Annotated in this window: 20 protein-coding genes; 14 read left to right on the forward strand and 6 right to left on the reverse strand. The window is 72.0% G+C overall.

The window, feature by feature from the left end:
- Positions 1-4 precede the first annotated feature (4 nt).
- A complete protein-coding gene (locus tag E1193_RS05295; RefSeq protein ID WP_132180804.1) occupies positions 5-1,654 on the reverse strand; it encodes a condensation domain-containing protein in 1,650 nt (549 codons plus the stop codon).
- A 38-nt stretch (positions 1,655-1,692) separates the two neighbouring features.
- Here E1193_RS05295 and E1193_RS05300 point away from each other — a divergent pair, with 38 nt between their 5' ends.
- From E1193_RS05300 to E1193_RS05345, 10 genes are all read left to right on the forward strand, one after another.
- Positions 1,693-2,958, forward strand: a complete 1,266-nt coding sequence (locus E1193_RS05300) for an aromatic ring-hydroxylating dioxygenase subunit alpha (RefSeq protein ID WP_243707297.1) — start codon at positions 1,693-1,695, stop codon at positions 2,956-2,958.
- Complete coding sequence (locus E1193_RS05305) at positions 2,955-4,388, forward strand: FAD-dependent oxidoreductase (protein ID WP_165945646.1); 1,434 nt, start codon at positions 2,955-2,957, stop codon at positions 4,386-4,388. The genes E1193_RS05300 and E1193_RS05305 overlap by 4 nt, the downstream gene beginning before the upstream one ends.
- A complete protein-coding gene (locus E1193_RS05310) occupies positions 4,385-5,284 on the forward strand; it encodes an LLM class flavin-dependent oxidoreductase (RefSeq protein ID WP_132180808.1) in 900 nt (299 codons plus the stop codon). The genes E1193_RS05305 and E1193_RS05310 overlap by 4 nt, the downstream gene beginning before the upstream one ends.
- A 106-nt stretch (positions 5,285-5,390) precedes the next feature.
- Positions 5,391-7,241: an ABC transporter ATP-binding protein gene (locus E1193_RS05315; protein ID WP_132180810.1), complete on the forward strand. Its 1,851-nt coding sequence runs from the start codon at positions 5,391-5,393 to the stop codon at positions 7,239-7,241.
- A complete protein-coding gene (locus tag E1193_RS05320) occupies positions 7,238-9,100 on the forward strand; it encodes an ABC transporter ATP-binding protein (RefSeq protein ID WP_132180812.1) in 1,863 nt (620 codons plus the stop codon). The genes E1193_RS05315 and E1193_RS05320 overlap by 4 nt, the downstream gene beginning before the upstream one ends.
- A 263-nt stretch (positions 9,101-9,363) precedes the next feature.
- Positions 9,364-10,002 carry a response regulator transcription factor gene (locus E1193_RS05325; protein ID WP_243707298.1) on the forward strand — a complete coding sequence of 213 codons (639 nt, stop codon included), beginning with the start codon at positions 9,364-9,366 and terminating at the stop codon, positions 10,000-10,002.
- A gap of 53 nt (positions 10,003-10,055) precedes the next feature.
- On the forward strand, positions 10,056-11,066 hold the full coding sequence (locus E1193_RS05330; protein ID WP_165945647.1) for a HAMP domain-containing sensor histidine kinase: 1,011 nt from the start codon (positions 10,056-10,058) through the stop codon (positions 11,064-11,066).
- Positions 11,067-11,147: 81 nt separating this feature from the next.
- A complete protein-coding gene (locus tag E1193_RS05335) occupies positions 11,148-12,737 on the forward strand; it encodes an amino acid adenylation domain-containing protein (RefSeq protein ID WP_132180818.1) in 1,590 nt (529 codons plus the stop codon).
- A complete protein-coding gene (locus E1193_RS05340; RefSeq protein ID WP_207922575.1) occupies positions 12,734-14,119 on the forward strand; it encodes a hypothetical protein in 1,386 nt (461 codons plus the stop codon). The genes E1193_RS05335 and E1193_RS05340 overlap by 4 nt, the downstream gene beginning before the upstream one ends.
- A 17-nt stretch (positions 14,120-14,136) precedes the next feature.
- Positions 14,137-14,904: an enoyl-CoA hydratase gene (locus E1193_RS05345; RefSeq protein ID WP_132180820.1), complete on the forward strand. Its 768-nt coding sequence runs from the start codon at positions 14,137-14,139 to the stop codon at positions 14,902-14,904.
- 107 nt (positions 14,905-15,011) lie between these two features.
- Here the strand turns inward: E1193_RS05345 and E1193_RS05350 are convergent, their stop codons facing one another.
- Positions 15,012-19,091, reverse strand: a complete 4,080-nt coding sequence (locus tag E1193_RS05350) for a cadherin-like beta sandwich domain-containing protein (RefSeq protein ID WP_132180822.1) — start codon at positions 19,089-19,091, stop codon at positions 15,012-15,014.
- Positions 19,092-19,390: 299 nt separating this feature from the next.
- Between E1193_RS05350 and E1193_RS05355 the strand changes: the two genes are divergently transcribed.
- Positions 19,391-20,035 (forward strand): SAM-dependent methyltransferase, encoded by a 645-nt coding sequence (locus tag E1193_RS05355; protein ID WP_243707299.1) that lies wholly within the window; start codon positions 19,391-19,393, stop codon positions 20,033-20,035.
- On the opposite strand, the gene E1193_RS05360 is transcribed toward E1193_RS05355, so the two are convergent.
- Both E1193_RS05360 and E1193_RS33660 read right to left on the reverse strand, forming a co-directional pair.
- Positions 19,978-20,676, reverse strand: coding sequence for a response regulator transcription factor (locus E1193_RS05360; RefSeq protein ID WP_132180824.1), 699 nt, complete (start codon positions 20,674-20,676; stop codon positions 19,978-19,980). The genes E1193_RS05355 and E1193_RS05360 overlap by 58 nt on opposite strands.
- Positions 20,673-21,857 carry a histidine kinase gene (locus E1193_RS33660; protein ID WP_165945648.1) on the reverse strand — a complete coding sequence of 395 codons (1,185 nt, stop codon included), beginning with the start codon at positions 21,855-21,857 and terminating at the stop codon, positions 20,673-20,675. Before E1193_RS33660 ends, E1193_RS05360 begins: the two co-directional genes overlap by 4 nt.
- Before the next feature lie 149 nt (positions 21,858-22,006).
- On the opposite strand from E1193_RS33660, the gene E1193_RS05370 reads away from it, so the two are divergent.
- Positions 22,007-22,516 carry a DedA family protein gene (locus E1193_RS05370; protein ID WP_132180828.1) on the forward strand — a complete coding sequence of 170 codons (510 nt, stop codon included), beginning with the start codon at positions 22,007-22,009 and terminating at the stop codon, positions 22,514-22,516.
- Positions 22,517-22,707: 191 nt separating this feature from the next.
- Here the strand turns inward: E1193_RS05370 and E1193_RS05375 are convergent, their stop codons facing one another.
- Positions 22,708-23,535, reverse strand: a complete 828-nt coding sequence (locus E1193_RS05375) for an SDR family oxidoreductase (protein WP_132180830.1) — start codon at positions 23,533-23,535, stop codon at positions 22,708-22,710.
- Between the two features lie 343 nt (positions 23,536-23,878).
- On the opposite strand from E1193_RS05375, the gene E1193_RS31735 reads away from it, so the two are divergent.
- Positions 23,879-24,016, forward strand: coding sequence for a hypothetical protein (locus E1193_RS31735; protein ID WP_165945649.1), 138 nt, complete (start codon positions 23,879-23,881; stop codon positions 24,014-24,016).
- Between the two features lie 111 nt (positions 24,017-24,127).
- Positions 24,128-24,787 (forward strand): YceI family protein, encoded by a 660-nt coding sequence (locus E1193_RS05380; RefSeq protein ID WP_132180832.1) that lies wholly within the window; start codon positions 24,128-24,130, stop codon positions 24,785-24,787.
- Positions 24,788-25,107: 320 nt separating this feature from the next.
- On the opposite strand, the gene E1193_RS05390 is transcribed toward E1193_RS05380, so the two are convergent.
- Positions 25,108-25,674 carry an NUDIX hydrolase gene (locus tag E1193_RS05390; protein ID WP_132180836.1) on the reverse strand — a complete coding sequence of 189 codons (567 nt, stop codon included), beginning with the start codon at positions 25,672-25,674 and terminating at the stop codon, positions 25,108-25,110.
- Between the last annotated feature and the right edge of the window lie 206 nt (positions 25,675-25,880).

Here is a 25,880-nt window from a genome sequence, read left to right on the forward strand (position 1 = left end):
CCGGTCATCGGATCCGGCGCAGTCGCACCGCCAGCCGGGTCAGCGGCACCGGACGGGCGAAGTCGTCCGGTACGAGTCCGGACCAGCCCGCCGCAGCGAGCCGGGCGAGGACCGCCGGCACCAGCAGCAGCCGGCCGCCGGTCTCCAGGTAGCACCGGTCCGGGTCGACGGAATCGAGCCCGTGGAGCTGTGCCACCGCAGCGCGCAGCGCCCGCCCCGCAGCCGGCGGAGCGGCGGCCAGGTCCCCGTCGGGGCCGTCCGCCGGGCCCGGATCCTCGCCGGGGCCGAGGTCCACCAGCACCGGATCGCCGATGGCGGTGCCGAGCCGGGCCGCCACCTGGTCCAGGGTCAGATCGGGGCCGTCGAGGTAGGCCCGCAGGATCAGTTCCGGACCGGTCACCAGCGCCCGCATGTGCCCCGGATCCAAGACCATGCTGTTGAAGCTGGCGAGGATCCACATCGCACCGGGTTCGACGGTGCACATCAGGTACGCGTCGAAGCCGATCCTGTCCGGGGTCGTCTCACCGCGGCCCATCGCCAGCTCCAGCTCACCGGCCCTGGTCAGCAGGTCGGTCAGCTCCCGGTCGCCGCGTCGCTGCAACTCGGTCAGCTCCGGGCTGTGGTCGAAGTTGACGGTCGTCCCGACCGCGAAGGCGACGCCACGCCGGCGTTCCTCGGCGGCCAGGATCTCGCGCAGCGCGAGCTGTCCCAGCCGGTACCGGCTCTGCACCTGGAACGTCCGCAGCCGCAGCCGTTCGATCAGCGCGCCCAGCGACGGGCGGTCCGAGACGTCGACCGTGGTGGGGAGGATGCAGTGGTAGCAACCGACCACGTCACGCTCCCGGGAGGTGCGCCCGACGAAGTGGTTGCGCACGACGGTCGCCGGGGCTCGGGACATGATCGCCAGCAACGCGTGCACCAGCGCCGAGTAGACCACCGCGGGGCTGGTCCGGTGCCGGCGGGCGGCGAGCACCAGGGCCGGCGGGAGTGCGGTGGAGCGGTAGCTCGCGCCGTACCGCTGGAAGACGCCCGGGCGGAGCGGGACGAACAGCCGGGCGGGAATCCGGCGTACCTCCTCCCGCCAGAACCGCTCGGCGGTCGTGCGGCTCAGCAGCAGCTCGCCGGACTCCTCGTCCAGCGCCGAGTCGGCCGGCTGGTGACTGCCGGGTCGGTGGTCGCCGGCCGTGGCTCGGCACGCCGCGGCCAGGTCGGCCAGCACGATCCGTTCGCTGTGCCCGTCGAATACCGCGTGGCTGACAACCATCAGCAACTCCACCGCGAGATCGCCCGATCGGATCACACCGAAGCGGACCAGCTCGGTGTCGGCGTCGACGAACGGTGGCTCGGTCAGCGACCGGCGGAACGCCTCCCGGGCGGCGTCGGAATCCTCGTCGCAGAGCCGGACCACCGGGTCACCGGGGGCGTGGACGACCTGCACCGGCACCCCGGCACCGTCGAGACGGAACGCGGTTCGCAGCGCCTCGTGCCGGACGAGCAGCCCACGCAGCACCGCCACCGCCCGGTCGTGCGGGATCGGGGGATCGGGCCGGTACGCGACGGTGATGCTGTTGCAGGTCCCGGTGAGCAGCTTCCACCACTCGAACTGCTGCGCGCCGCCGAGCGGTGCCCGTCGGACCTCCGTACGCCCGCCCATCGCACGATGATGTCACGGTCGGCCAGCAGGAGCCGATGATGATCACCGCCACGCCCGACATGGACGGTCCGGACAGGACGGCAGCGGGTGCGCGCCCGCCGGCGGCCACTCCGGATGGCTCCGGGACCTGGGTCGGGCCGCCGCTGCCGCCGGACGAGCTGGCGGCGACGCTGCTGCCGCCCGGGCGCGCCCGGGGACTTCCCGCCGCGGCGTACACCAGCGACCGGGTCTTCACCTGGGAACAGGACCGCTTCTGGCGTCGGGACTGGGTCTGCCTCGGCCGCGTGGGGATGCTCGCCGAGTCGGGCGTCCAGGCGGGCCTGGACGTGGCCGGCGCGGGTGTCCTCGCGGTGCGGGACGCGACCGGCGGGCTGCGTACCTTCCGCAACGCCTGCCGGCACCGGGGGCACGAACTGGTCGCCCGCGGCTGCGCGGTGCGTCGCTCGACCATCTGGTGCGCGTACCACGCCTGGGTCTACCGGTTGGACGGCTCGCTGCGCAACGCTCCCCGGTTCGACCCGCCGCCGGACACGGATCTGGACCTGCTGCCGGTCCGCTCGGCGCAGTGGCAGGGCTGGCTCTTCGTCGATCTCTCCGGCGACGCGCCGCCGCTGGCGGACGTGATCGGCGACCTCGACGCCGCGCTCGCCGCGTACCGGCCCGGAGAGCTGCGGGTGGTGGCCGCCGAGGAGTACGACGTGGCGGCCAACTGGAAACTGATCGTCGAGAACTACCTCGAGTGCTACCACTGCCCGAGCACCCATCCGGAGCTGAGCCGGGTGCAGCGGACCGAGGGCGGCGAGAGCTTCGCCGCGACCGGTCGCTGGCTCGGCGGGCACCTGGACCTGCGTAACTCGGCCACCTCGATGTCGCTGGACGGCACCGGACCGGACTGGACCTTCCCGGGGCTGGACGAGGACCAGGCCCGCCAGGTCCGCTACCACCTGCTGCCACCCAACCTCTTCGTCACCGCGACCCACGACTACCTGGTCACGCACCGACTGGTCCCGGTCGCTGCGGATCGGACCCGGGTCGAGTGCGAGTGGCTCTTCCCGGCGGAACTGGTGGTCGCGCACGTCGATCCCGGCTACGCGGTGGAGTTTTGGCGCACCACCAACCGGCAGGACTGGGCGGCCTGCGAGTCGGTGCAGCGGGGAGTGTCCGGCGGTGGCTACCGGCCCGGGCCGCTCGCCCCACACGAGGACCTGCTGCACGCCTTCCTGGTCCGGCTCGCCACGGCGTACCGGTCCGGCGGCGGGCTGACATCGGCCGGCCCGGCCGCCCCCACGGAGCCGGCCCGGTGACCGGTGTCCGGTCGCCCGGCGCCTCCCCGCCGGAGCAGGCCGAGGCGGACGTGGTGGTCATCGGCGCGGGCCTGGCCGGTCTGGCCGCCGCCACCGAGCTGGAGGCGGCCGGGCGTCGGGTCCAGGTGGTCGAGGCGCTCGGCCGGGTGGGCGGCCGGACCGCGAGCCATCACCGGTACGGGCAGGCGCTGGATGCCGGCGGAGGCTATGTCGGCGTCCGCCACGTACGGGTACGCGAGTTGGCTGGACGGTTCGGTCTGGTGCTGACCCCGACCGCGGCGCCCGGGGCGAACCTCTTCGATCTCGGTGCCGGCCCGGTCCGGTCGGACGCCCGCCGGCCGGCGTTCAACGCGCTCGCCGTCGGCGACGCGCTGGACCGGCTGGACGATCTCGCCGCCGGCGTGCCGCCCGTCGACCCGGGCGCCGCTGCGGACGCCGCCGGGTTGGACCGACTCACCGTCGCGGCGTGGGCGCGACGGGAGTTCGCACATCCGGACGCCCGGCTCCTGATCGACCTGCTGGTCCGGCAGATGCTCGCCGCCGATCCCGCCGAGGTCGGCATGCTGCACCTGCTCTTCTACCTGGCCTCCGGCGGCGGGGTGCACTATCTGACGGCGTTCTCCGGTGGCGCCCAGCAGGACCGGTTCGCCGGCGGCGCGCACCAGCTGGCCGAGCGGATGGCGGCGGCGCTGGCCCGGCCGGTCCGGCTCGGGAGCCCGGTCACCGACCTGCACGCCGAGCACCCGGCCAGCGGTGACACCCGAATGGCCAGGGGTGCGATCCGCATCGTCGGCCCCCAGCTCACCATCCGCTGCGCGCGGGTGGTCGTGGCGGTGCCCCCGGGGCCGGCAGGCCGGATCCGGCTGCGCCTGCCGGGTGTCCGGCGACCGCCGGGGCCGACGCGGACCCGGGGCGCCACGGTCAAGCTGCATGTGATCTACGCCCGTCCGTTCTGGGCGGATGCCGGCCTGTCCGGCTGGGTGACGGCCGGGGCCGGTCCGCTGCGGTACGTCGTGGACGACTCGGCCGGCCGGGACGGCCTCGGCGTGCTGGTCGGCTTCGTCACCGGCCCGGACGCCCGCGTGTTCGGCGGCCTGTCCCGGGCCGCTCGCCGGGCGGCGGTGCTGGACCGGCTCGCCCACTGGTTCGGGCCGGCGGCCCGGCAGCCGCTCGCCCTGCTGGAGTGGGACTGGCAGGCCGAGCCGACGGTCGAGGGCTGCTACGCGGCCGTGCCCGAGCCCGGCTGGTGGACCGCGGCGGGTCCACCGTGGCCGGCGGCCGGTCGGGCCACGTCGGGCGCGCCGGGCGGACCGGTCTTCTGGGCGGGGACCGAACGCTGCGCCGAGTTCTACGGCCATCTGGAAGGTGCGGTCCGGTCCGGGCAGGAAGCGGCTCGGCGGCTCCTCGCCGCCGATCGGGTGGGCCGGTGAGCCCGGTCGGGCCGTCGACGGCTGCCGGGGCGACCGGCGACGGGCTGCGGTTCGGCCTGCTGCTGCCGAACGCGGGCTACTACGCCGATCCCGCCCGGCTGCTGCAACTCGCCCGGGCCGCCGAGGGATCCGGTTGGGACGGCGTGTTCCTCTGGGACCACCTGCTGCTCGACCGGGCCACCCGGCTGCCGCTGGCCGATTCCTGGACCGCCGTCACCGCGATCCTGGCCGGCACCCGGCGAATCCGGGGCGGGCCCCTGGTCACCCCGCTCGCCCAGCGGCAGCCGTGGAAGGTCGCCCGCGAGACCGCCACCCTCGACCACGTCTCGGGCGGCCGGCTGGTGTTCGGCGTGGGCCTCGGCGCCAGCGGTGACACGGACTTCGCCGCCTTCGGCCTCGACCCGGACGTGGCCGCGCGGGCCCGGCGGGTGGACGAGTCGCTGGCGGTGCTGGACCGGCTGTGGAGCGGCCGGGAAGTCAGCCACCGGGGCGACCAGGTACGCCTGGACCGGGTCACGTTCCTGCCGCCGCCGGTACAGCGGCCCCGGATCCCGGTCTGGGTCGCCGCCACCTGGCCGGCCAGCCATCCGGGGCCGCTGGCCCGGGCGGCGCGCTGGGACGGCGTGGTGCCGATGGTGCGCGAACCCCGCGGCGGGCTGCGGGGACCGGATCAGGCGGAGCTCGTCGCCATCCTGGCGGCGACCCCACCCCGGGCGACCGGATGGACGGTGGCGGTCCCAGGTCGGCTTCCGCCGGACGACCCGCCGCGCGCCCGGGACCTGATCGCCGGGTACCGGGCCGCTGGCGCCACCTGGTGGCTGGAGTCCTTCGATCCGTGGCGCCGCGATCCCCGGCAGGCATGGTCGTGGGCCGCCCAGGGACCGCCGCGGCCATGACGGCGGCGATTCGGCGGCGGCCGACCCGGGCAGGTCACCGACCGCTCCGCACACCACCTGGCCCAGGTGACCGACGGTCCGGTCCGGCGAACGACAGGGAGGACCGGTGGCGATCCTGACCGACGCCCGGCTGCTGGCCGGTGCGCTGCGCGCGGCCCGGGTGCCGCTGACGGTCGCGTTGGCGCTGCTGCTCGTCCTCGGTGCACTGCTGCCGCCGGCCGGCGCGGTGGCTATGGCACAACTGGTGGGCCGGATCCAGACCGCGGTACCCACCGGCGCGCCGCTGTCGGCGACGGCGCTGCCGCTGCTCGTGTTCGTCCTGGTGCTGCTGCTCGGACACGTCGTGGACACCGTGGTGGCACCGTTGGCGTTCCTGACCACGGCCCGCGTCGACGGCGCACACCGAGCCCGGGTAGCCGGCCTGACCACCGCCTGCTCGACCATCGCTCCGCTGGAGGACCCGCAGGTCCGGGCACTGATCCGGGCGGCGCGGGCCGACCCGGAGAACTGGACCGAACAGACCCCCGGCGCCGGTGCCGTCGCCGGCCTGCGGCTGGCCGGCAACCTGATCGGGGTGGCCGGCGGCTGCCTGGTGCTGGCCCGGTACGCCGGCTGGCTGGTGCCGGCGCTGCTGCTTCCCGCTCTGCTGAACGGGGCGCTCCGGCAGCGGGACGCCGCCCGGGGCATCGCGGTCTGGCGGGCCGGCACCGTCGACGGAGCCCGTGGCCAGCGGTGGAAGGACGTGGCGACCTCGCCGGCGGAGGGCAAGGACATCCGGATCTACGGGCTCGGCGCCTGGCTGACCGGCCGGATCCAGCGACACGCCCTGGCCATGGAGGGCCCTGTCTGGGCGTTGCTGGCCCGGAGGATCCCGCGCGAGGCCGGCCAGTTGCTGCTGGTCGGCGTGCCGCTGGTGGTTGGGTACGCGGTGGTCGCTGCCGGTGGGGCCGGCGCACCGGCGGGATCCGACCGGGTCGTCGCGGCCACGGCCGTGCTCGTCAGCGGCGTAGCCATCTTCCAGGCTCTCGGATGGACCGAGGAGCTGCGGGTGGCCGTCGCCGCGGCCGGCTGCCTGCGCGCCACGGTGGACCTGGCCGCCCGGCTGCCCACGTCGGAGCAGGCCGCAGCCCTCCGTCCGGCAGCGGACGCGAACGATGCCGGGCGGGTACGCCGGGCCCGACCGCCGCTGGTCCGCTTCGAGGGGGTCTCGTTCGCCTATCCGAGTGCTCGGCGGCCGGTCCTCGATCGCCTGGACCTGGAGATCCGGCCCGGCGAACTGCTCGCCGTGGTCGGCCTGAACGGCGCCGGCAAGTCGACGTTGATCAAGCTTCTGGCCGGCCTGTACGAACCGGACGAGGGCCGGGTCACCGCCGACGGCGTAAACATCGCGGTGCTCGGGGCGGCGGCCTGGCGGAGCCGGCTGGCGATCGTGTTCCAGGACTTCGTCCGCTACCACCTGCCGGCCCGGGACAACGTCGTGCTCGGTCGGGGCGACCACCCGCCGGAAGAGGCCACGCTCGCCGCCGCCGCCGCGGACGCCGGCCTGGAACCGGTGCTGGCCCGACTTCCGGCCGGCTGGGACACGCCGCTGGCCCGGACCGCCACCGGCGGGGTGGACCTCTCCGGCGGGCAGTGGCAGCAGGTCGTGCTGGCCCGAGCCCACTACGCCGTACGGATGGGTGCCGACCTGCTGGTCCTCGACGAGCCGACGGCGCACCTGGACGTCCGGACCGAGTTCGAGGTCTTCCGCCGGCTGGCCGGGAACCGGGGTCGGGCGAGCGTGGTGCTGATCTCGCACCGCCTCTCCACGGTCCGACACGCTGACCGGATCGTGCTGCTCGACGGGGGGCGGATCACCGAGAACGGCGATCACGACGAGCTGATCGCCCGCCGGGGCCGGTATGCCGAACTCTTCGCGATCCAGGCCCGCCGGTTCGCCACCGGCGGACGCGGATGACCGCCCCCCGGGCGACCGGTCATCCCGCGCCCGTCACCAGGCCCCTCCGGCCGAACCGTTACCTGCTCCTCTGGGCCGAACTGCTCGCGGTCTCCTGGCGTCGGGCCCCGCTGCTGACCGCCATGCAGTTCGTCATTCCGGCCGGCATGGCGGCCGCGGTCGTCGGCGGCGCCCTGGCTCTGCGGGTGACCGTGGACGCGGTGATCCGCGGTGACGCCGGCAGCGCGGTCACCGGCGCGGCGGGTGCCGGGCTGGCCGGAGCGGCCGGCATCGTGCTCGGTGCGCTGGACTCGCACACCGCCGGAATCCTCATCGGCAAGGTCGCCGCCCTCGACCTCGGCCCGCGCATCCACCGCGACATCACCACCCTCGACGGCCTGGAACACCTGGAACGCAGTGACTTCCAGGACAGGCTCACCCTGGTCCGCAACGCCGGCTGGGAGATCGTCCTGAGCCTCTGGTCCGCCAACGGTGTCCTGTTCGCGGTGCTGGAACTCACCGTCATGCTGCTGCTGCTCGGCACGGTGAACCCCTGGCTGCTGTGGCTGCTGGCCTTCGCCGCCGTACCGTTGTGGTTCGACCAGCGGGGGAACAACGCCATCATCCGCGCGGACCTCGCCGCCGCCGAGCCGATTCGCCGGCAGCGGCACCTGTTCGACCTGGCCACTGACCCGGCCGGCGGCAAGGACATCCGGATCGCGGGCGCGGGCACCGAGCTGGCCAACCGGCAGGCGGCCGCCTGGGACGAGGCGATGCGGCTGCGGCTGCGGGCCCAGCTCGTCGCTGCCGGATGGCGCCTGGCGGGCTGGCTGTTGTTCACGGCAGGTTTCGGTGCCGCGCTGGCACTGGTCGTGCACCAGGCCACCAGGGGTGCCGGCTCGGGCGGTGACCTGGTGCTTGCCATCACCGTCGCCGCCGCGCTGCGGCAGTCGGTCTACACCGGGGTCCGCTACACCACCAACGTGGCGAGCGCCGGGCGCGTGATCGATCCGTACCTGTGGCTCCGCGACTATGTGCGTGCGCAGCGCAACCAGGCCGGTGCGACCGTTCCGGCGCCGCCCCGGCTACGTCACGGGATCACGCTCGACCGGGTCGGCTTCCGGTATCCCGGCGCGACCGGGCCGGCCCTGGCCGACATCAGCGTGCACCTGCCGGCCGGATCCGTGGTCGCGTTGGTCGGCGAGTACGGGTCCGGCAAGACCACGCTGGTCAAGCTCCTCGGCAAGCTGTACCGGCCGGACACCGGGCGGATTCTCGTGGACGGTGTGCCGCTGGACGAACTGGAGACCGGGATTTGGCGGTCGCGGATCAGCGCGACGTTCCAGGACTTCGGTCGGTTCCCCACCCGCTTCGCCGAGAACGTCGGCGTCGGCGACCTGCCGCGGCTACCGGACCGGGAGCGCATCGCGGCGGCGGTCCGGGAGGTCGACGCCACCGGTCTGGTGGACCGGCTGCCGGACGGCCTGGACACCGAACTGGACGCCGCCTTCGGCGGTGTCGACCTGTCCGAGGGGCAGTGGCAGAAAACCGCCCTGGCCCGGGCCGCGATGCGCCCGGAGCCGCTGCTGGTCCTGCTCGACGAGCCGACCGCGTCCCTCGACGCCCCGAGCGAACAGGAGATCTTCGACCGGCAGATGGAGCGTTCCCGCCGCTCGGCGGCCGGCACGAATGCCGTCACGGTCATCGTCTCGCACCGGTTCTCCACCGTCACCGGCGCGGACCTCATCCTCACCCTGCACCGCGGGCGGCTCGTCGAGGCGGGCAGCCACCGGGAGCTGATGGGCATCCCCGATGGCCGGTATGCCGCGCTCTACCGCATCCAGGCGGAGGCGTACGACATGCGTCCGCCGGGCGACTGACCCGCGCGGGGAGCGTCCCGGGTTCGTCGTCCTCCGCTACGGCTGCCGAATCCCGAGCCGCGGTCGATCCTGGTGCGATGATTCGCTTCGCGTCACGACGGGAATTGTCCACCAGGCATCACGGAAATTGGAACCATTCCAAAAACACCAATCTGGCACTATATCTATGAACTCTCTATCTTCCCCATGACAACCGCTTCCGCCGGTGTCAGTATATTGAGATGGACGAAAGTTCAACCAACGGCTCATCTCGACTTCTCCTCATGGAGGACGACAACGAACTTGCCGAAATGTTGGTTGACCTGCTCGCCGCCGAGGGCTATCCCGTCGACCGCGTCGCCGACGGTCAGCGCGGCCTCCACTTCGGACTCACCCGGTCGTACCGGGTGATCGTCGTGGACCGCGGACTGCCCGGGATCGACGGCTTGGACGTGGTCGTACGGCTGCGCCAGCGGGCCGTCAACGCCCGCATCCTCATGTTGACCGCGCTCGGCGACACCGCCGACCTCGTCGACGGGCTCGACGCCGGGGCCGACGACTACCTCGCCAAGCCGTTCGAGGTGACGGAGCTGCTGGCCCGGATACGGGCATTGAGCAGGCGTTTCACCGACGACGCGTACACAATCCCGCTGGGGACCGCCCGGCTCGACACGGCGCTGCGTGGGGTCCAATTGCCCAGCGGGAGATTCGTGAGCCTGTCGGGTCGCGAGTTCGCGCTGATCCGCTCGCTCGCGGGGCGACCCCGAGTGGTGCACAGCCGCACCCAGTTGCGCCGCCAGGTCTTCGACGGGGCCGACTCCGATTCAATCGTGGATACCTATGTGCACTATCTCCGGCGCAAGCTGGGAACAGGCGTCGTGCGTACCGTGCACGGATTGGGTTACCAGATTGGTGCCCTATGACCGAAGCGGCCCAGGATCGCGATAGGCGTATTCTGCGCCGTGCCCGACTGTCGGTGGCGGCGAGTCTCACCGTCGGGATCAGCGGCATCATCCTGCTCGTCGGCGGCCTGGTCTTTCTGGCCGCCGGGCACCAACAGGAAAGGGCCGTCGAACGCCCCCTCGGCCACACCCTTCATCGGAGTGATCCCGGCGACATTGAGGTGCGTCAATCAGTCTTCGACGACCGCCGCCAGCGACAGGACCGACGGCGATGGGTGGCCGGACTGACCGGCGGCGGCCTGGTGACCCTGTTCGCCGCGGTGACCGTCAGCGTCCTGGTGGCCCGATGGGCGATCAATCCGGTGGCGAAGCTGCTGGACCGACGCTGCCGGTTCGTCACGGACGCGAGCCACGAACTGCGGGCCCCGCTGACCCGGTTGCACATGCGCAGCCAGCTCATGCTTCGCAGAGCGGACGACCTGCCCGAGCCCATCGCGACCGAACTGCGCCGCATGGTGGCCGGTACCCGCGAACTCGGCGAGGTCCTCGACGACGTGTTGCGTGGGGCCCGGCTGCGGTCGGAGGTGCCCGAACACGAACGGGTCGATCTGGCCCACGTCGCCGCCGAACTGCTGGCCGCCGAAGCGGGACGCCTGGCAGAGCGCGGGCTGGTCGCGGTCCTCCGCACGGAAGCGGACCAGCACCCGGTGCTCGGAGTCAGGCCCGCCCTGCGGCGGGTGCTCTCCGCGCTGGTCGACAACGCCATCGGCCACACCCCGCCGCGAGGCCGGATCACCATCCGGATCGCCGCGGTCAACGACGGCCGCACGGTGGAGTTGAGCGTCGGGGACACCGGCGTCGGCTTCGACCCGGCACGACATCGTGGGGTCTTCGACCGTTTCGCCCGAGGTGCCGGCCGCCAGGGACGGGGTTACGGCATCGGGCTGGCCCTGACCCGCGAGGTCGTCGAGAGCCACGGCGGCACGATCACCGCCGATGGCCGGCCGGGCCGGGGCGCGCGTTTCACCGTACGGCTGCCCGCCGCGCCGAATCGGGGCGACGGGTCCTGCGTGCGCGCCCTCTAAGAACCTTCTGAGGAATATCCGCAAGCATCGATATATGTGCGTGGTGGCCGCCACGCACCGTCGATCGGAGGACATGACACGATGCATCAGCAGCTGGTCGAGCGGACCCCGGCCTGGTCCACGCCCCTACTGGACCACCTCAGCGACCGCGACCGCCACCTGGTCCAGCACTACGGGCAGGGGTTGGCGACGGCGCTGCCGGAGACCCACATCCACCACGCCATCGAGCGCCACGCCGCCACCCACCCGGACACCGTCGCCGCCGAACACCTCGGCGACACGATCACCTACGGTGAGCTGGACCGGCAGGCGAACCGGCTCGCCGTCCACCTCGCCGATCTGGGCGTACGCCCCGGCGACAACGTCGCGGTGTTCGTCCGGCGCGGCATCCCCATGCTCGTCGGGATTCTGGCGGCACTGAAGGCCGGCGCGGCGTACGTACCTCAGGACGTCGGCCTCGCCCCGCCCACTCACCTCCGCCACGTCGTCCACGCCGCCTCGACCCGCGTCATCCTGACCGTCTCCACCGCCACCGACCGGATACCGGTACCGGCTGGACACCACCTCGTCGCCGTCGACACCGTGATGTCCCCACCACTCGGCCACTCCCCCGACCGGTTCGTCCCCGCCGAGCGGCCGACCCGCACCGGCGACAACTGCTACGTCCTCTTCACCTCCGGCACCACCGGACGACCCAACGGGGTCGTCGTCACCCACCGCAACGTCTGCAACATCCTGCTCACGGCACCGGGGGACCTCGGCATCCGGCCGGGCTGGCGGGTCGGGCAGATACTCAACGTGGCTTTCGACATGGCGGCGTGGGAGATCCTCGGCTGCCTCAGCCACGGCGCCACCCTCGTCATCCGGGGTCAGGACGTCGCCACCGTCGCCCAGCGCGTCGACGCGCTGATCGCCACCCCGACCATCCTCAGCGGACTCGACCCCGACCGGTGCGAGCAGCTGAAGGTGGTGGCGGTGGCCGGCGAGCCGTGCCCCCGCCCGCTGGCCGACCGGTGGGCCCGCCGCTGCGCCTTCTACAACGCGTGCGGTCCTACCGAGACCACCATCGTGAACACGATGCACCGCCACGACGTGAACGCCGCCCGGCTGACCATCGGCCGCCCGACCCCCAACAACACCGTCTACGTCCTCGACCCGGCCGGTCGGCCCTGCGCCATCGGCGAGGTCGGCGAGATGTGGGCCGGAGGTGACTGCGTCTCCGCCGGTTACCTGGGCAATCCCGCGTTGAACGCCGAACGCTACGCCCCCGACCCGTTCCTCGGCGGCGGACGACTGATGTTCCGTACCCGGGATCTCGGCCGCTGGACCCTGGACGGCCAACTGGAACACCTCGGTCGAACCGACGACCAGGTGAAGATCCGGGGATTCCGGGTCGAACTCGACTCCGTCTCGGCCGTTCTCGAGTCCATGCCCGGCTGCCGGCGGGCGGCCACCTTCAAGCTCGACGACCGCAGCCTCGTGTCGTTCGTCGCCCCCCGCCACATCGATCCCGAGACGGCGAAGCAGGCCGTCGCGTCCGCGTTGCCCTACTACTGCGTCCCGACGGCCATCTATCCGATGGCGGCACTACCCGAAACGAGCCGCGGAAAGATCGACAAGGCGGCGCTGCTGCGCCTCGCCACCTCCGAGCAGTGGGAGCAGGCGGCATGAGCGTCACCAGCCCAGTTGACACCCCGGCCACTCCCGCCGTCGGTGCCGTCCCCCACGCTCCTGACCGGCTTCGCGTCGTCCAGGTCACCCTGCCCCCGCCGACGTCGCTACCCCGACGCATCCTCAAACATCCCCGCCTGATGCACCACCACCGCCTCGTCGCCCTCGTCCTCACGGCGAACCTGGCGCTGCTCGGACACGCCCTCACCCACGGCCGCTGGTGGTCGACCGACCACACCAACCTCGAGGCCATCTCCAGCGCCGTCCTGGCCAACTTCGCCCTCGCCATCCTCATCCGTCAGCAGTACGTCATCAACCTGCTGTTCTGGCTCGCCACCCGGGCCCCCACCCGGTGGCCGCTGAGAATCCGCTGGGCCCTGGCGAAGGTGTACCACTTCGGAGGGCTGCACGTCGGCGGCGCGCTCGCCGGAACGCTGTGGTTCCTGTTCTTCGTCGCCTCCGCCACCACCGCCGCGCACCGGGGCGAACCCGTGCCCGTCAACCTCCTCGTGGTCTCCTACCTCCTGCTCGCGCTCCTGGGCGTCATCGTCACCACGGCACGACCGGCTTACCGGGCCCGACACCACGACCGGTTCGAACGGGTGCACCGCTTCGGCGGATGGACCGCGCTGGCCCTGTTCTGGACCCAGACGGTGCTCTACCTCCGGGCCGACCACGACCGGAGCCTGCTGACCGCACCGCAGATCTGGGTCCTCGCCCTGCTCACCGTCAGCGTCGCCCTGCCCTGGCTGCGCCTGCGCAGGGTGCCGGTGGAGATCATCCGACCCTCCAGCCACGTGGCGCTGGCCCGATTCGACCACGGCGCGACACCGTTCCCCGGATCCTCCACCGCGATCAGCCGCCGTCCACTCTGGGAGTGGCACTCCTTCGCCAATGTGCCCACCCCCGGCGAGACCGGCTTCCGGCTCACCATCTCCCGGGCCGGCGACTGGACCGGATCGTTCATCGACGACGCCCCCTCCCACGTCTGGGTGAAGGGCATCACCACCGCGGGGGTGGCCAACATCGAAACCCTCTTCACGAAGGTCGTCTACGTCGCCACCGGCAGCGGCATCGGCCCCGTGCTCCCACACCTCCTGGCCCGGAAGGTGCCCTCCCGGCTGGTCTGGGCCACCCGCAGCCCGAGGGTCACCTACGGCGAGGCGCTCATCGACGAGATCCTCGCCGACCAGCCCGACGCGATCGTCTGGGACACCGCCGAACACGGCAAGCCCGACATGATCCAACTCGCGTACGAAGCGTACGAGGCGTTTCGCGCCGAGGCGGTCATCTGCATCTCGAACAAGAAGCTGACCTGGCAGGTCGTCCACGGCCTGGAACGCCGGGGCATCCCGGCGTACGGCGCCATCTGGGATTCCTGAGCGGAAGGAACAGCCACATGAACCACATCAAGATCGAACAACGCCACCGGGTGGTGACCGTGCGGCTGCACCGGCCGGAGGTACTGAACGCCCTCAACACCGACCTGATGACGGAACTGGTCGACACGCTGCGCCCCCTCGATCGTGATCCCGACGTAGGCTGCTTCGTCATCACCGGCTCCGACCGGGCCTTCGCCGCCGGCGCGGACATCCGTGAGATGGCACCCAAGTCGTCGCTGGAGATGTTCACCGAGGACTTCTTCGCCGGCTGGGACGCCTTCGCCGCACTCCGTACCCCGAAGATCGCCGCAGTGGCCGGTCACGCGCTCGGCGGCGGTTGCGAACTGGCGATGATGTGTGACCTCATCTTCGCCGCCGACAACGCCCGGTTCGGCCAGCCGGAGATCACGCTCGGCGTCATCCCGGGTATCGGCGGAACCCAGCGACTGACGAGACTGGTCGGCAAGGCCAAGGCGATGGACATGATCCTCACCGGCCGGCTGATGGACGCCGATGAGGCGGAACGGGCCGGCCTGGTCGCCCGGGTGTTCCCCACCGACCGGTTGCTGCCCGAGACCACGGCAGTTGCCGAGACCATCGCCGCGCACAGCAAGCCGGCGGCGATGACGGCCCGCGAGGCGGTCGACCGGGCACTGGAGGTCAGCCTCCGGGAGGGGCTGCTCTTCGAACGACGAGCGTTCCACGCCCTGTTCGCCACCGAGGACCAGGCCGAGGGCATGCGCGCGTTCCTGGAGAAGCGGCCCGCCCGCTTCCGCGGCCGGTAGAGCGGGCCACCCCAGGCCAGGCGGGCCAGGATCGGATGGAGCGCGCCACTGGCCAGGCCGGCAGCAGCGCACAACGGGCTAGGTAGAGAAGCCAGAACGGCAGGCTGTCACCTCAGCTGATCGGAGTGACCCACTGCGGCCGGGACACCTCGCTCCTCGGCATCCTGCCGAGGGGTGCGGAAGCCGCTGTGGCGCACCGTGACGGTCAGCGGTGCGCCGCGGGTGACGCCGGCGGCGTTGGTCAGCTCCGCGACGTACGTGTGGGTGCCCGCCCGGCCGGCGAGCACCGTGGCCGCGTGCTGGGCGTTCGGGGTGCCCGGGCTCAGCTGCTGCGTGTCGACGAGCACCCCGTCCTCGAACAGCCGGTACTGGCCGGCGTTGGTGCCCCACCACATGTTCATCCTTACCGTGTAGTCGCCGTCACCGTCCCAGTTGTCGCTGCTGAGTTGCGGTGTGCCCGGGTTGGCGTCGGTGACGGTGACCGTCGCCTGCCTCGTGTCCGTGACGCCGGCCTGGTTGCGCAGCTCGCCGGTGTACACGTAGGTGCCGTTGGGTCGGCCGGTGATCGACACGGTGGCCTTCTGGGCGGCGGGGGTGGCGGCGGTGAGGTCGCGGCGGGCGATCTCGGCGCCGTTCTCGTAGAGCACGAAGACGCTCGCGTTCACGCCCCACCACAGGTTCATGACGATGTCGAACGACCCGTCGTGCAGCCCGTCGCCCCAGCCGCTGGTGCTCGACAGCACGCCCCGCCCCGGCACCCGCGTCGCACCGTCCTGGGGCAGCTGTGGCGCTGCCCGAGAGACCGTGACGGCGTAGCGTGCGGTGGCCGTGCCGTCCTCGGAGCTGACCTCGACGGCCACCTCGGTGTCGCCCACCGACAGCAGTACCGCCGCCGACGCGCTCCCGCTGGGTACGGGCTTGCCTGCGACCGTGACGGTGGAGCGCGGATTGGTGGCGGTCGGCGTGACGGTGACGGTCCGCGTCTCGTAGGGCAACGCGAGGTGGTACCGGAGCTGATCCGGGTCGAAGGCCGGCTCGACGGTGCCCGCGCTGGTGGCCAGCGCCGAAAGGCTGGCGTCCGCGGCGAGCGGATGCCGCCTCACCTCCAGGGGGTACGTCGCCTCGGTGCCGTCCTCGGCCACCACGACCACCGGTACGACCTTGCCGGTCGGTCCGAGCGCGACGGTGTGGGTGGCCTGCGGGCCGGGCGCCGGCTGACCGTCGATCGCCACGGAACGGGTGAACGGGCTGCGTGCTACCGCGGTCACCTCGATCTCGGCCACGCGCGCCGGGACCTCGAGCAGGTAACCGCCGCCAGGTTTCGCCTCCGGCTGCCCGTGGTCGGTGTTCAGGGTGGCCAGGCCGGCGTCGTCGGGCCGCAGGGCGACGCCCTGGGCAACCCGGACGTCGTCCAGGTGCACGCTGCCGTAGTTGGAGCTGTCGGCGTAGTAGTCGATCTGCGCGACGCCGTCCATCGAGTTACGGAACGCGGCGTCGTCCAGCAGCCGCCGACCGTCCAGGTACAGGTCGAACCGCTGGTTCACCGTGTCGACGACCGTGGCGACGTGATACCAGCGGCCCAGGTCGTACGCGCCCAGCGTGCGGGTCGCCGTGCCGGAGTAGGCGACGATGGTGTTCTTCGTGAAAGCGACGCTGATCGCGGTCTGGCCGCCGTTGCCGCGGATGTACGGCACACCCCACCAGTGGTTTCCGGAGGCATACGGCTGGTCGATCATGACGCGTGCCTCGACGGTGACGATGCCCGCCAGCGGTGGGTCGAACGTTCGGGCGACGCTCGTACGGCCGCTGTTGGTGGTGCGGGTGAGCCTCGCGCTCTTGTCCGCCGCCGACGGGTTCTCGACCACCTCGGCCCGCCCGCCCGCGGCGCTGACCGCCAGTCCCCCGCCGGCGGTGAGCGGTCCGGTGGTCAGGTCGTCGAAGTCGTGGACGGCCGGGTAGTCCGGCGTCGGACGGGTCAGCAGCAGCGCGCCGACCTCAGTGGTGGTCGCTGGCGTGACCTCGACGTCGGACCGGGCCGCCGTGGCGTAGCCACCCGCACCGGCCCGAACGGTGTAGCCGGATCCGATCGGCACCGCCTCGACCCGGAACTCGCCGTCGGGGCCGCTCGTCGCCGTACCCAGGCTCTGCTCGCCGTCGACGACGGTGACCACCGCGTCGGCCAGCGGCTGCGCGGCCTGGTCGAGCACCCGGCCGGCGATCGCGCCGACGACGCTGGTGGAGATCATCGGGATCGCCACGGTGGTGGTGTTGCCGGGCCGCACGTCGACGGTCACGGTCGCGGTGGTGTACCCGCCGCGGGTCGCGGTCACCGTGATCCGGTCAGCGAACGGCACACCCCGCACGGAGAAGCGGCCGTCGGTGCCCGTGGTCGCGGTCGCCGGCGCCCCGGCCACGGTCACCACGGCGCCGGTCACCGGAGCGCCGGCGGGTGTCCGGACGTCGCCGGTCACCGACTCGGTGCTCGCGCCGGGGGCGGTCGCGTACTCGAACGCGCCGCGGTCGGGTGCGCCGTTGTAGAGCGGGTCGCCGGCGTAGTCGCGCCCGCCGTTGTCCGCCACGTGGGTGCCGGTGTTGACCGCCGGTGAGCCGGAGCGCACCCGCAGCCCGTACGCCGACTCGAGGCGCGGGCCGGTCTCGGCGGTGCCGGAGGGGCCCGGGGCCGAATCGACGAACAGTGGGTCGCCGATGATCGCGGTGCTGTCGCCGGGCGGCACGGACAGCATCGCGCCGCCGTAGAGGTTGCCGCGGTACGAGATCGTCGGGCTGGTGGTCAGTGTCGCCCCGGCGCGGGTGGAGTAGAGCAGGTTGTTGTGGATGTCGTAGCCGGCCTGCAGCGAGCTGCCGTAGCCGTAGATGAGGTAGTTGCTGCGGTCGTTGTAGAGGGTGTTGTTGTAGATCTTCGCCCGGGCGGCCCGGTCGGAGTGGAGGTAGATCTGGTACCGGGTGTTGCCGCGGATCACGTTGTTGCGCACCACGACGTCGCCGAACACGAACTGGCACAGCAGCAGGCCATCGCCGTTGCCGTGCAGGTAGTTGTACTGCACGACCTGGCGGGTGGTGCCCTTGTCCGGGTCGATGCCGTTGGAGTCGGCGCCGCCCGCCTTCTGCTGCGTCTCGTGCACCTCGTTGAACTGGATGGTGACGTCGTCGGCGAAGTACGTCTCGATGCCGGAGGTGCCGGCCCGGTGGACCACGTTGTGCTCGATCACCGCGCCGCGCACGTTGGTGACGTACATGCCGTTGCACCCGTACGGCGTGCCCTCCTGGGTGATGAAGTTGTTGCGGATCCGTACGTTGGTGTGCGGGGCGAACTTCGGATCGGTCGCGTTCTGCCGCGTGCCCCAGCCGGTCGGCGTCGCTGTCGTCTGACCCGCCGCGTTCCTGCCGTCCCCGGTGTACTGCTTGACGACGATCCCGGCGAAGGACGTGTCGGCGACCGTCGAGTTCTGGATCAGCACGTCGTTGAGGACCGTCGGGGTGGCGGGTGGTGCGCTGATGTCCGGGACGGTCGTGTCGAACACGATGCCGCCGGTTTTCTTGGAGCCGTCCCAGCCGGTCTGGAAATGGATGCCGGGCGCGTTCCTCTCCACGCTGCCGCCGATCCAGTTGACCTCGCCGGACACGTCGTGCACGTCGACGCCGTCGACCACGAAACCATCCAGCGTCTGGCTGTTGTCGCCGCTGACGTGGATGCCGCGCAGGTCGCGCAGGTTCTCCCCGCTCGTGCCGCTGGCGTTGGACACGTCAAGATGCCGGATCGTCCAGTACTCCTGGTTGAAGAGTCGCACCGCGTCGCCGACGGTGCCGGCACCGTCGATGCGCGGCTTGTCGCCCGACCCGTACCGGTCGATCGTGATCGGCTTGCCGGCGAGGCCCGAGCCCTTGGGCCAGAGCTGGCCCTGCCAGCGGTCCCCGGCACGCAGCAGGATCCGGTCGCCGGGCTGGAACGTCGTCTGGTTGACCCTGGCCAGACTGCGCCAGGCATGCGCCTCGTCCAGCCCCGACGCGGCGTCGTCGCCGGCGCCGCTGACGTAGTACGTCACACCCACAGCCGGTGCCGCCGCAGCCGCCGGTGCTGCGGGATGGGCGGCCAGGGCCGTGGTGAGCAGCAGCAGCGCCCCTGCGGCGGCCAACTGTCGACGTCTGGTTGGTCGAGGGGACGGCATCGGCGAGCTCCTCGGGGTTAGAACCGACCAGCCGGGAAAACGTATTCCACACTGTGCACCGCCACGTCCGGCCCGTCAAGGCTCTCGATGGACAGCGAGATCTGAGTTCACCTGTCGTCTGTCGACGGCGACCATCCGGGCCACCGCCGGCCCCTCCCCGCAGGCGCCGGCCAGACGTCGCAGCCGGGCCTCGTCCAGGCGACACCGAGACCCACCAGGCCCGCGTACCGATCGACCGGTCGACGCTTCGGCCAACCGATCGAGGCACCGGCCGGGCGCCGGCTCGTAGCGTGCGCGTCGTGACGACAGAGACGGCGTTGTTTTTGAATCGGTTCCTGCAAAACCCGCGGCGCGTCGGCGCGGTGGCACCGAGTTCGTCGCGGCTCGCGTGGCGGGCCACGGCGCCGGTGCCGGACACCGGCCATCCGGTGGTGGTCGAGCTCGGGCCGGGCACCGGCGCGTTCACCGAGCTGATCCAGCGCCGGCTCGGCGGTCGAGGGAACCACCTGGCGCTGGAGGTCGACCCGGTGTTCACCGCGCTGCTGGAGCGCCGGTTTCCGCTGGTGGACGTGGTGGCGGCGGCAGCCGACGAGCTGCCGGACGTGCTCGCCACGTACGGGCTGCCACCGGCCGACGTGGTGGTGAGCGGGCTGCCCTGGACGGTGCTGCCCGCCGCGCTGGTGGACCGGACGATGGCGGCGATCGTCGCCGGCATGGCACCGCACGGCGCGTTCACCACGTTCGCGTACCTGCACGCGAGCTGGACCAGCCCCGCCCGGCGGCTGCGGAACCGGCTGACCGGCGTCTTCGAGGAAGTGGTGGCCGGCCGGACGGTGTGGGCGAACCTGCCACCGGCGCTGGTCTACCACGCGCGCCGGCCGCGGCGTCAGTCCGCCGGCTCCCGACGTGGGCGGAACTGCTCGTCGACGAGTCCGAGCCGGTGAGCGAGGATGCCGGCCTGCACCCGGTTTCGGGCACCGAGCTTCTCCAGCAGCGCCACGATGTGCGTCTTCACCGTCGTCACACCGACGTTCAGGTCTCGGGCGATCTCGGCGTTGGAGTGCCCGACGCCGACGAGGCTGAGCACGTCGCGCTCGCGGGCGGTGAGCGCGGCCAGGGCCGCGGCGTCGGGCTGCTCGTTGTCGCCGTCCCGGTCGGCCGCGTGGGATCGCCGGGCCCGGTCGACGACGCGGGCGAGCACGGACGGTGCGAGCAGCGGCTCGCTGCGCGCGGCCCGGCGCACCGCGTCGAGCATCTCGGCCGGCTCACCGTCTTTGACGAGATACCCCACCGCGCCGGCGCTCAGCGCGCCGTAGACACTGTCGTCGTCGGCGAACGTGGTGAGGATGAGCACGTTCGTCAACGGTGCCGCGGCCAGCAGCCGCCTGGTCGCCTCGATGCCGTCGACGCGTGGCATGCGGATGTCCATCAGCACGACGTCCGGGCGCAGCCGCTCGGCCAACCGCACCGCGTTGTGCCCGTCGGCCGCCTCCCCGACCACCTCGATGTCGGGTGCGGTGTCGAGCAGGACCCGGATGCCGGCCCGGACCAGGCCCTGGTCGTCGACGACGAGCGCACGGATCATTGCAACCCCTTTCCCGGCAGGTTCGCCTCGACCCGCCATCCCGACCGGGGCGTCGGGCCGGCGGTCAGCGTGCCATCGAGCACGGCGACCCGCTGCCGCATCCCGTCCAGCCCCTGACCGGATGCCGGAAGCGGTGTCGGTCCCGGCCCCGACGGCGGCGCGTTCTCGACCACCGCCCGCACCGCGCCGGTGCCGGAAACCGTGACGCCGACCGTGGTCTCGGCGCCCGGACCGGTGTGCTTGAGGACGTTGGTCAACGCCTCCTGCACGACCCGAACCACCGTGGTGCGCACCAGCAGGGAGGTGTCGGCCAGCCGCGGGTCGACCTCGGAGGTGACCGGCACGCCCGCCCGGCGCAACCGGTCGACCGCGTCGACGAGTGTCGCCTCCGGGTCGGTCACCAACGCCGACCCCTCGCCGGCGTCAACCGCGTCCGGGTCACGCAGCACCGCCAGCACGCCGCGCAGCTCGTCCAGCGCCTGACGCCCGGTCGTGGCCACGTCGACGAGCGCGGCGCGGGCCACCGCCGGGTCACCGCCGCTGTCCAGCGCGAGCGTGCCGACGCTGGCCCGCAGCGTCATCGCGCCCACGTGGTGCGCGATGATGTCGTGCAGATCCCGGGCGAGTCGGGCCCGCTCGGCCAGCCGCGCCGCATGGGTCTCGACTCTGCGGCGCGCCTCGGCCTCCGCCGCCCGCTCCTCGGCCACTCGCCGGGCCCGCTGCACGCCGGCCAGGTAGCGGCCGGCCACCACGGGCAGGGCCGTCACGCCGAGCAGCGTCGCCAACGGCGCGTCGATGTCGCTGCCGAACGACGCCTGCACCACCAGCGCGGCGTATGTCGCGACCGCACCGGCCAGCGTGACCGGCCAGCGCGCGCGGTGGCCGAGCACGCCGAGCGCGACGAGGAGGAACAGCAGCGCTGCGGCATTGGTGAAGGGCGAGAACCGGGTGGTCGTCACGAGCGCGACCGCCTCGGCGCCGACCGCGACCAGCGGCCACCTGGGTAGCGTACCGAGCAGCAGGCCACTCGCGACGGCCAGGACGATCGCGATGCATCGCTCCGCCGTCCCGATCGGCCAGTCGAACAGCGCGTTCACCACGGCGACCCCGGTACCGACCGTTGCGCACAGCAGCACCGGGCGCCACGTCGGGCGGGCTGGCCGGCGGGCTGTCACGTCCACACCGTGACGATACGAACCACCACCGGTCGACGGGTCTCGTTCGATCGGCCGGCGTGCCTCGATCCACCGGCCGGTCGGCCGCCGCACCGGCCGCGTCCGGGCCCGCTCGATCGAGGCCAGGCACCCTCCGGCCCGCCTACGGTGGAAAAATGGATCTGGGAACCTGGCTGGTGGAGCGGGGGTCGCAGCTGCCACCGCCGGCCGTCTACGCCGCCGGTGCGTTGTTGATCGCGGCCGAGGTCGGGGTGCTTCTCGGCGCGTTCGTGCCGGCCGCGTCGGTCATGCTGGCACTCGGCGCACTGTCGGCCACCGGCACGCTGGACCTGCCGGTGACGACCGCGGTAGCGGTGCTGGCCGCGCTGCTCGGTGACTCGGTCGGCTACTGGGAGGGCCGCATCGCCGGCCCCCGGCTGCGCACCGGTCGATTGGGCCGGCGCATCGGAAGCCGGCGCTGGCGGCGCGCCGAGCACCTGGTGCGGCGCGGCGGGATCGCCGTCACGATCGGCCGGTGCACCGCGTTCGTACGCACGCTCGTGCCGCGGGTGGCCGGTGTCGCTGGCATGCGCTACCGCCGGTTCCTCGTGTACGACGCGGTCGCCGTCACGGTGTGGGCACCCGGCACCATCCTGATCGGCTACGCCGCCGGTACCGTCGGATGACAGCACGGCGCACAGCACCGGCCGACACCACGACGCTGTTCCTGCTCGTCTCTGAACCGCCGCATCCGTAGGCGGACTCGGGCGTTGAAGCGGAGCTGGGAGCCGCGAGGGACACCCCACCTGCTGGGCTGGTTCATCCTGGCCGCCGCCGGTTCACCTGTCAGCTGGCGACGAGCACTTCGCGCAGCTGCTCACGCCACGGTGTGATGACCTGCCCTGATCACCTGGTCGAACTCACTGCGTCGGGCGTCGTAGGCGGGTTTCAGGAACGTCTCCGAGTCGGCTCCGACCGGCAGCCGCAGCGGCGGCGATTCCATCTGGCCGAGCCGCCAGACCACATCGGCGAAGAGTTCGGGGGAGTTGGTTTCCGCCTTGGTGTTCATGCCGCGCACCGCGCCGAGCATGCCGTCGCTGACCAGCGCGTAGTCCTCGATCCGGTGCTCCGGCAGCACCAAGTTGGCACTGTAGGCGGTGGCGAAGCCGCCCGGCTGCAAGATGGTCACCTTGACCCCGAGGTGCCCGGCCTCGGCGGCCAGCGACTCGGCCGCCCCCTCCACCGCCAACTTGCTCGCGGTGTACGCGGCGAGCCCCGGGAAGGGAACCATGCCGGCGACCGAGCTGACGAAGACGGCGTGCCCGCAGTGCTGCGCCCGCCACACCGGCAGGACCGCGCGGGTGAGGCGCCACGGCCCGAAGACGTTGGTGTCGAACTGCGCGGCGAGCTCTGCGTCGGAGACCTCCTCGAAGGTGCCGAACTGTCCGTAGGCCGCGTTGTTGACCAGGATGTCGACGCCACCGAAGGCGTCCACCGCCCGCTCGACGGCTGCCGCGCACTGCTCCGGATCCCTTACGTCCAGAGCGGCGGCCACCACGTTGCCTGGATGCCGCGTCACCAACCCGTCCAGGGTCTCCGGCCGCCGGGCCGTCGCCACCACCTGTTCGCCCTCGGCGGCGAGCCGGGCCGCGAGAGCCTCACCGAGTCCGCTCGAACACCCTGTGACCAACCAACGCTTCGCCATCGCCCCCGGCCCGCCCTGTCCACTGAGTTATCTGGCGGTTGCACACTGCCAGAGGTGGTGCGCGGGGCAAAGAAGCATCGACTGTCGTCAATCTGATTCGTCGGGTACCCGCCACGGCGAGGGCCGGAGCGACCGGGCCGGGGCGGATCGTCGGCGGTCGCGGTGTCGCTGCTGCGGATGTTGGCCGAACGGACCGGCGTGACCGGTGCGCTGTCGACGGCGTTGGGCGGGCGCAACTGGCGGCCGGCACACGAGCGGGGTCGGGTGCTGACCGATCGTGCCCATGAGGGCGAACGACTTCAGGTTCGACACACTGGTCCCACTTCTGTCCACCTTTCGGTTGATGCTGATGCTGGTTCTGATGCTGATGATGAAGTTCCGCAGCGTCACCGAGTCGGACCTACCAGACAAAACGCCACGGCTGGGGCACTCAGGTGAATTCGGCCACGCTGCCGGGCCTGCGGCGTTCACCTCGGCGTAAGCTCCGCAGCGGCCACGCGACCGCCCACCAAAGACGACCAGGGCGTGACCCTCCGTGAGACCGCGACAGCACGTCGATCAAGCCGGGAACGGCTCGAGAGGAAGGACAACGATGACCGATCTCGCCACCCGGACCTGGAACGGCATGACCATCCCCGCCGCCGGCGCCTACGTGCTGGATCAGGCCCACAAGCGGATCGGTTTCGTCGCCCGACACATGATGGTCAGCCCCGTACGCGGTGAGTTCCGCGAGGCGACGGCCCAACTCTACGTCGGCGAGGACCCACTGACCTCCTCGGTGACCGCAACCATCCAGGCGGCGAGCCTCAGCACCAACAACGCCGAACGGGATACCCACCTGGGCAGCCCCGACTTCCTCGACGTGGGGAAGTACCCGACGCTGGAGTACCGCAGCACAGGAATCAAGTGGCAGGAGGCCGACTCCATCTTCTTCTGGGCTCGCTTGCGCAGTCACCGGAGAGGTCGCAGCGCCCTCGACCACGTTCCCCCGCAGCCCTCCGCCTCCGGGCGGTTCGTCCTCACCGGGGAGTTGACGGTCAAGGACATCACCCGGCCGGTCGACCTCCAGGTGGAGTTCGGCGGCGCTCGCCGAGACCCCTTCGGACAGGACATCTTCGGTTTCAACGCCACGGCGGATATCAACCGTGAGGACTACGGCCTGGTCTGGAACGTGGCGCTGGAAAGCGGTGGGTTCCTCGTGGGAACGAGCGTACGGATCGAAATCGCCGGCGAAGCGATCCGCCAGTCCTGACCTCTCTCGGCAGGTCGGTCGGATCGGGTGTCATTCGAGGTCATCCGGCGTGCTGTCGTCGCTTCGGGTCGGGTTCGGTGGGCGGGGGTTGCTGTACTTCGCTGCTGTACTGCTCGTCGACGAGGAACCGCCCGAAGTGGGCTCGCATCCGTAGCCAGTGCTGGCGGTCGTCACAGGGGTGGAGTCGGCCGCTACGCTCCGCCAGAGCCGTCCGCTACCTCCGCGACCTGCAAACCCAACTCGCCCCACACCGGCGACTACCCGCCGTCCGGCACTTCACCGGCCGCGTCGACGCCACTCTCGGCCCACGACGCTGACCGTCACAGCTCTCCCCGGGCCTTACGCGCCACCAACTCCAGCACCGCGATCACCGTGCCGGCACCGACGATCTCACCCCGGGACACCAGCCCGTACGCCTCGTCGAGCGGAATCCAGGCGACCTGCTCAGCCTCGTTCACGTCCACAGGTGCGCCGATGTGCTCAGCCTGCCGGGCCAGGAACAGCATATTCTCGGCGTCCGCAGTGCCGACCCACGGTTGGAAGGACAGCAACGGCTCCACCGCCTGGGGCCGCCAGCCGGTCTCCTCCTCGACCTCCCGCACCGCACACGCCGCCGGCTGCTCCTCACCGTCGACGTAGCCACCGGGCAGCTCCCACACCCACCGGTCGAACACGAACCGATGCCGCCGCAGCAACAAAAGGCGCTCTCGATCGTCGAGTACGGCGACCATGGCCGACCGGGGAGCCCGGATCACGTACTGCTCGAAGCGAACCCCGTCCGGCAACTCCACCTCGGCGATGCTCAACCGCGCTCGGCGGGAGTCGTCCACCACCCGCTCGCCGTGGATGGTCCACCGGGTCAACTCCGTCGCCTGCTTCTCCACCACCCCGCCAGTATCCGCGCCAAACCCCTACAACTGCGCCGCAGGCGACACCCCTGGGCACACCGTCCGGGCCGTCGCCCAGACGAACACCCAACACCGACCCCCGTCGGGGGGATGCGGACGCAACCTGTCGCCTGCTGCCGACCGGTGGCAACCCTCGTCGACGAGCAGGTGCCGGCGCCCATCGCTTCGCGTTCGGGACCGGCCCG

Origin of the sequence: Micromonospora sp. KC606 (genome assembly GCF_004348675.1) — a bacterium.
In the GTDB taxonomy this organism is placed as follows: Bacteria; Actinomycetota; Actinomycetes; order Mycobacteriales; family Micromonosporaceae; genus Micromonospora.

Bases quoted from the DNA above. Each gene is read 5' to 3' on its own strand.
- E1193_RS05340 (WP_207922575.1), top strand. From the start codon at position 12,734: ATGAGCGTCACCAGCCCAGTTGACACCCCGGCCACTCCCGCCGTCGGT.
- E1193_RS05345 (WP_132180820.1), top strand. From the start codon at position 14,137: ATGAACCACATCAAGATCGAACAACGCCACCGGGTGGTGACCGTGCGG.
- E1193_RS05335 (WP_132180818.1), top strand. From the start codon at position 11,148: ATGCATCAGCAGCTGGTCGAGCGGACCCCGGCCTGGTCCACGCCCCTA.
- E1193_RS05295 (WP_132180804.1), bottom strand. From the start codon at position 1,654: ATGGGCGGGCGTACGGAGGTCCGACGGGCACCGCTCGGCGGCGCGCAG.
- E1193_RS05325 (WP_243707298.1), top strand. From the start codon at position 9,364: ATGGAGGACGACAACGAACTTGCCGAAATGTTGGTTGACCTGCTCGCC.
- E1193_RS05320 (WP_132180812.1), top strand. From the start codon at position 7,238: ATGACCGCCCCCCGGGCGACCGGTCATCCCGCGCCCGTCACCAGGCCC.
- E1193_RS31735 (WP_165945649.1), top strand. From the start codon at position 23,879: ATGCTGATGCTGGTTCTGATGCTGATGATGAAGTTCCGCAGCGTCACC.
- E1193_RS05350 (WP_132180822.1), bottom strand. From the start codon at position 19,091: ATGCCGTCCCCTCGACCAACCAGACGTCGACAGTTGGCCGCCGCAGGG.
- E1193_RS05375 (WP_132180830.1), bottom strand. From the start codon at position 23,535: ATGGCGAAGCGTTGGTTGGTCACAGGGTGTTCGAGCGGACTCGGTGAG.
- E1193_RS05300 (WP_243707297.1), top strand. From the start codon at position 1,693: ATGATCACCGCCACGCCCGACATGGACGGTCCGGACAGGACGGCAGCG.
- E1193_RS05370 (WP_132180828.1), top strand. From the start codon at position 22,007: ATGGATCTGGGAACCTGGCTGGTGGAGCGGGGGTCGCAGCTGCCACCG.
- E1193_RS05360 (WP_132180824.1), bottom strand. From the start codon at position 20,676: ATGATCCGTGCGCTCGTCGTCGACGACCAGGGCCTGGTCCGGGCCGGC.
- E1193_RS05380 (WP_132180832.1), top strand. From the start codon at position 24,128: ATGACCGATCTCGCCACCCGGACCTGGAACGGCATGACCATCCCCGCC.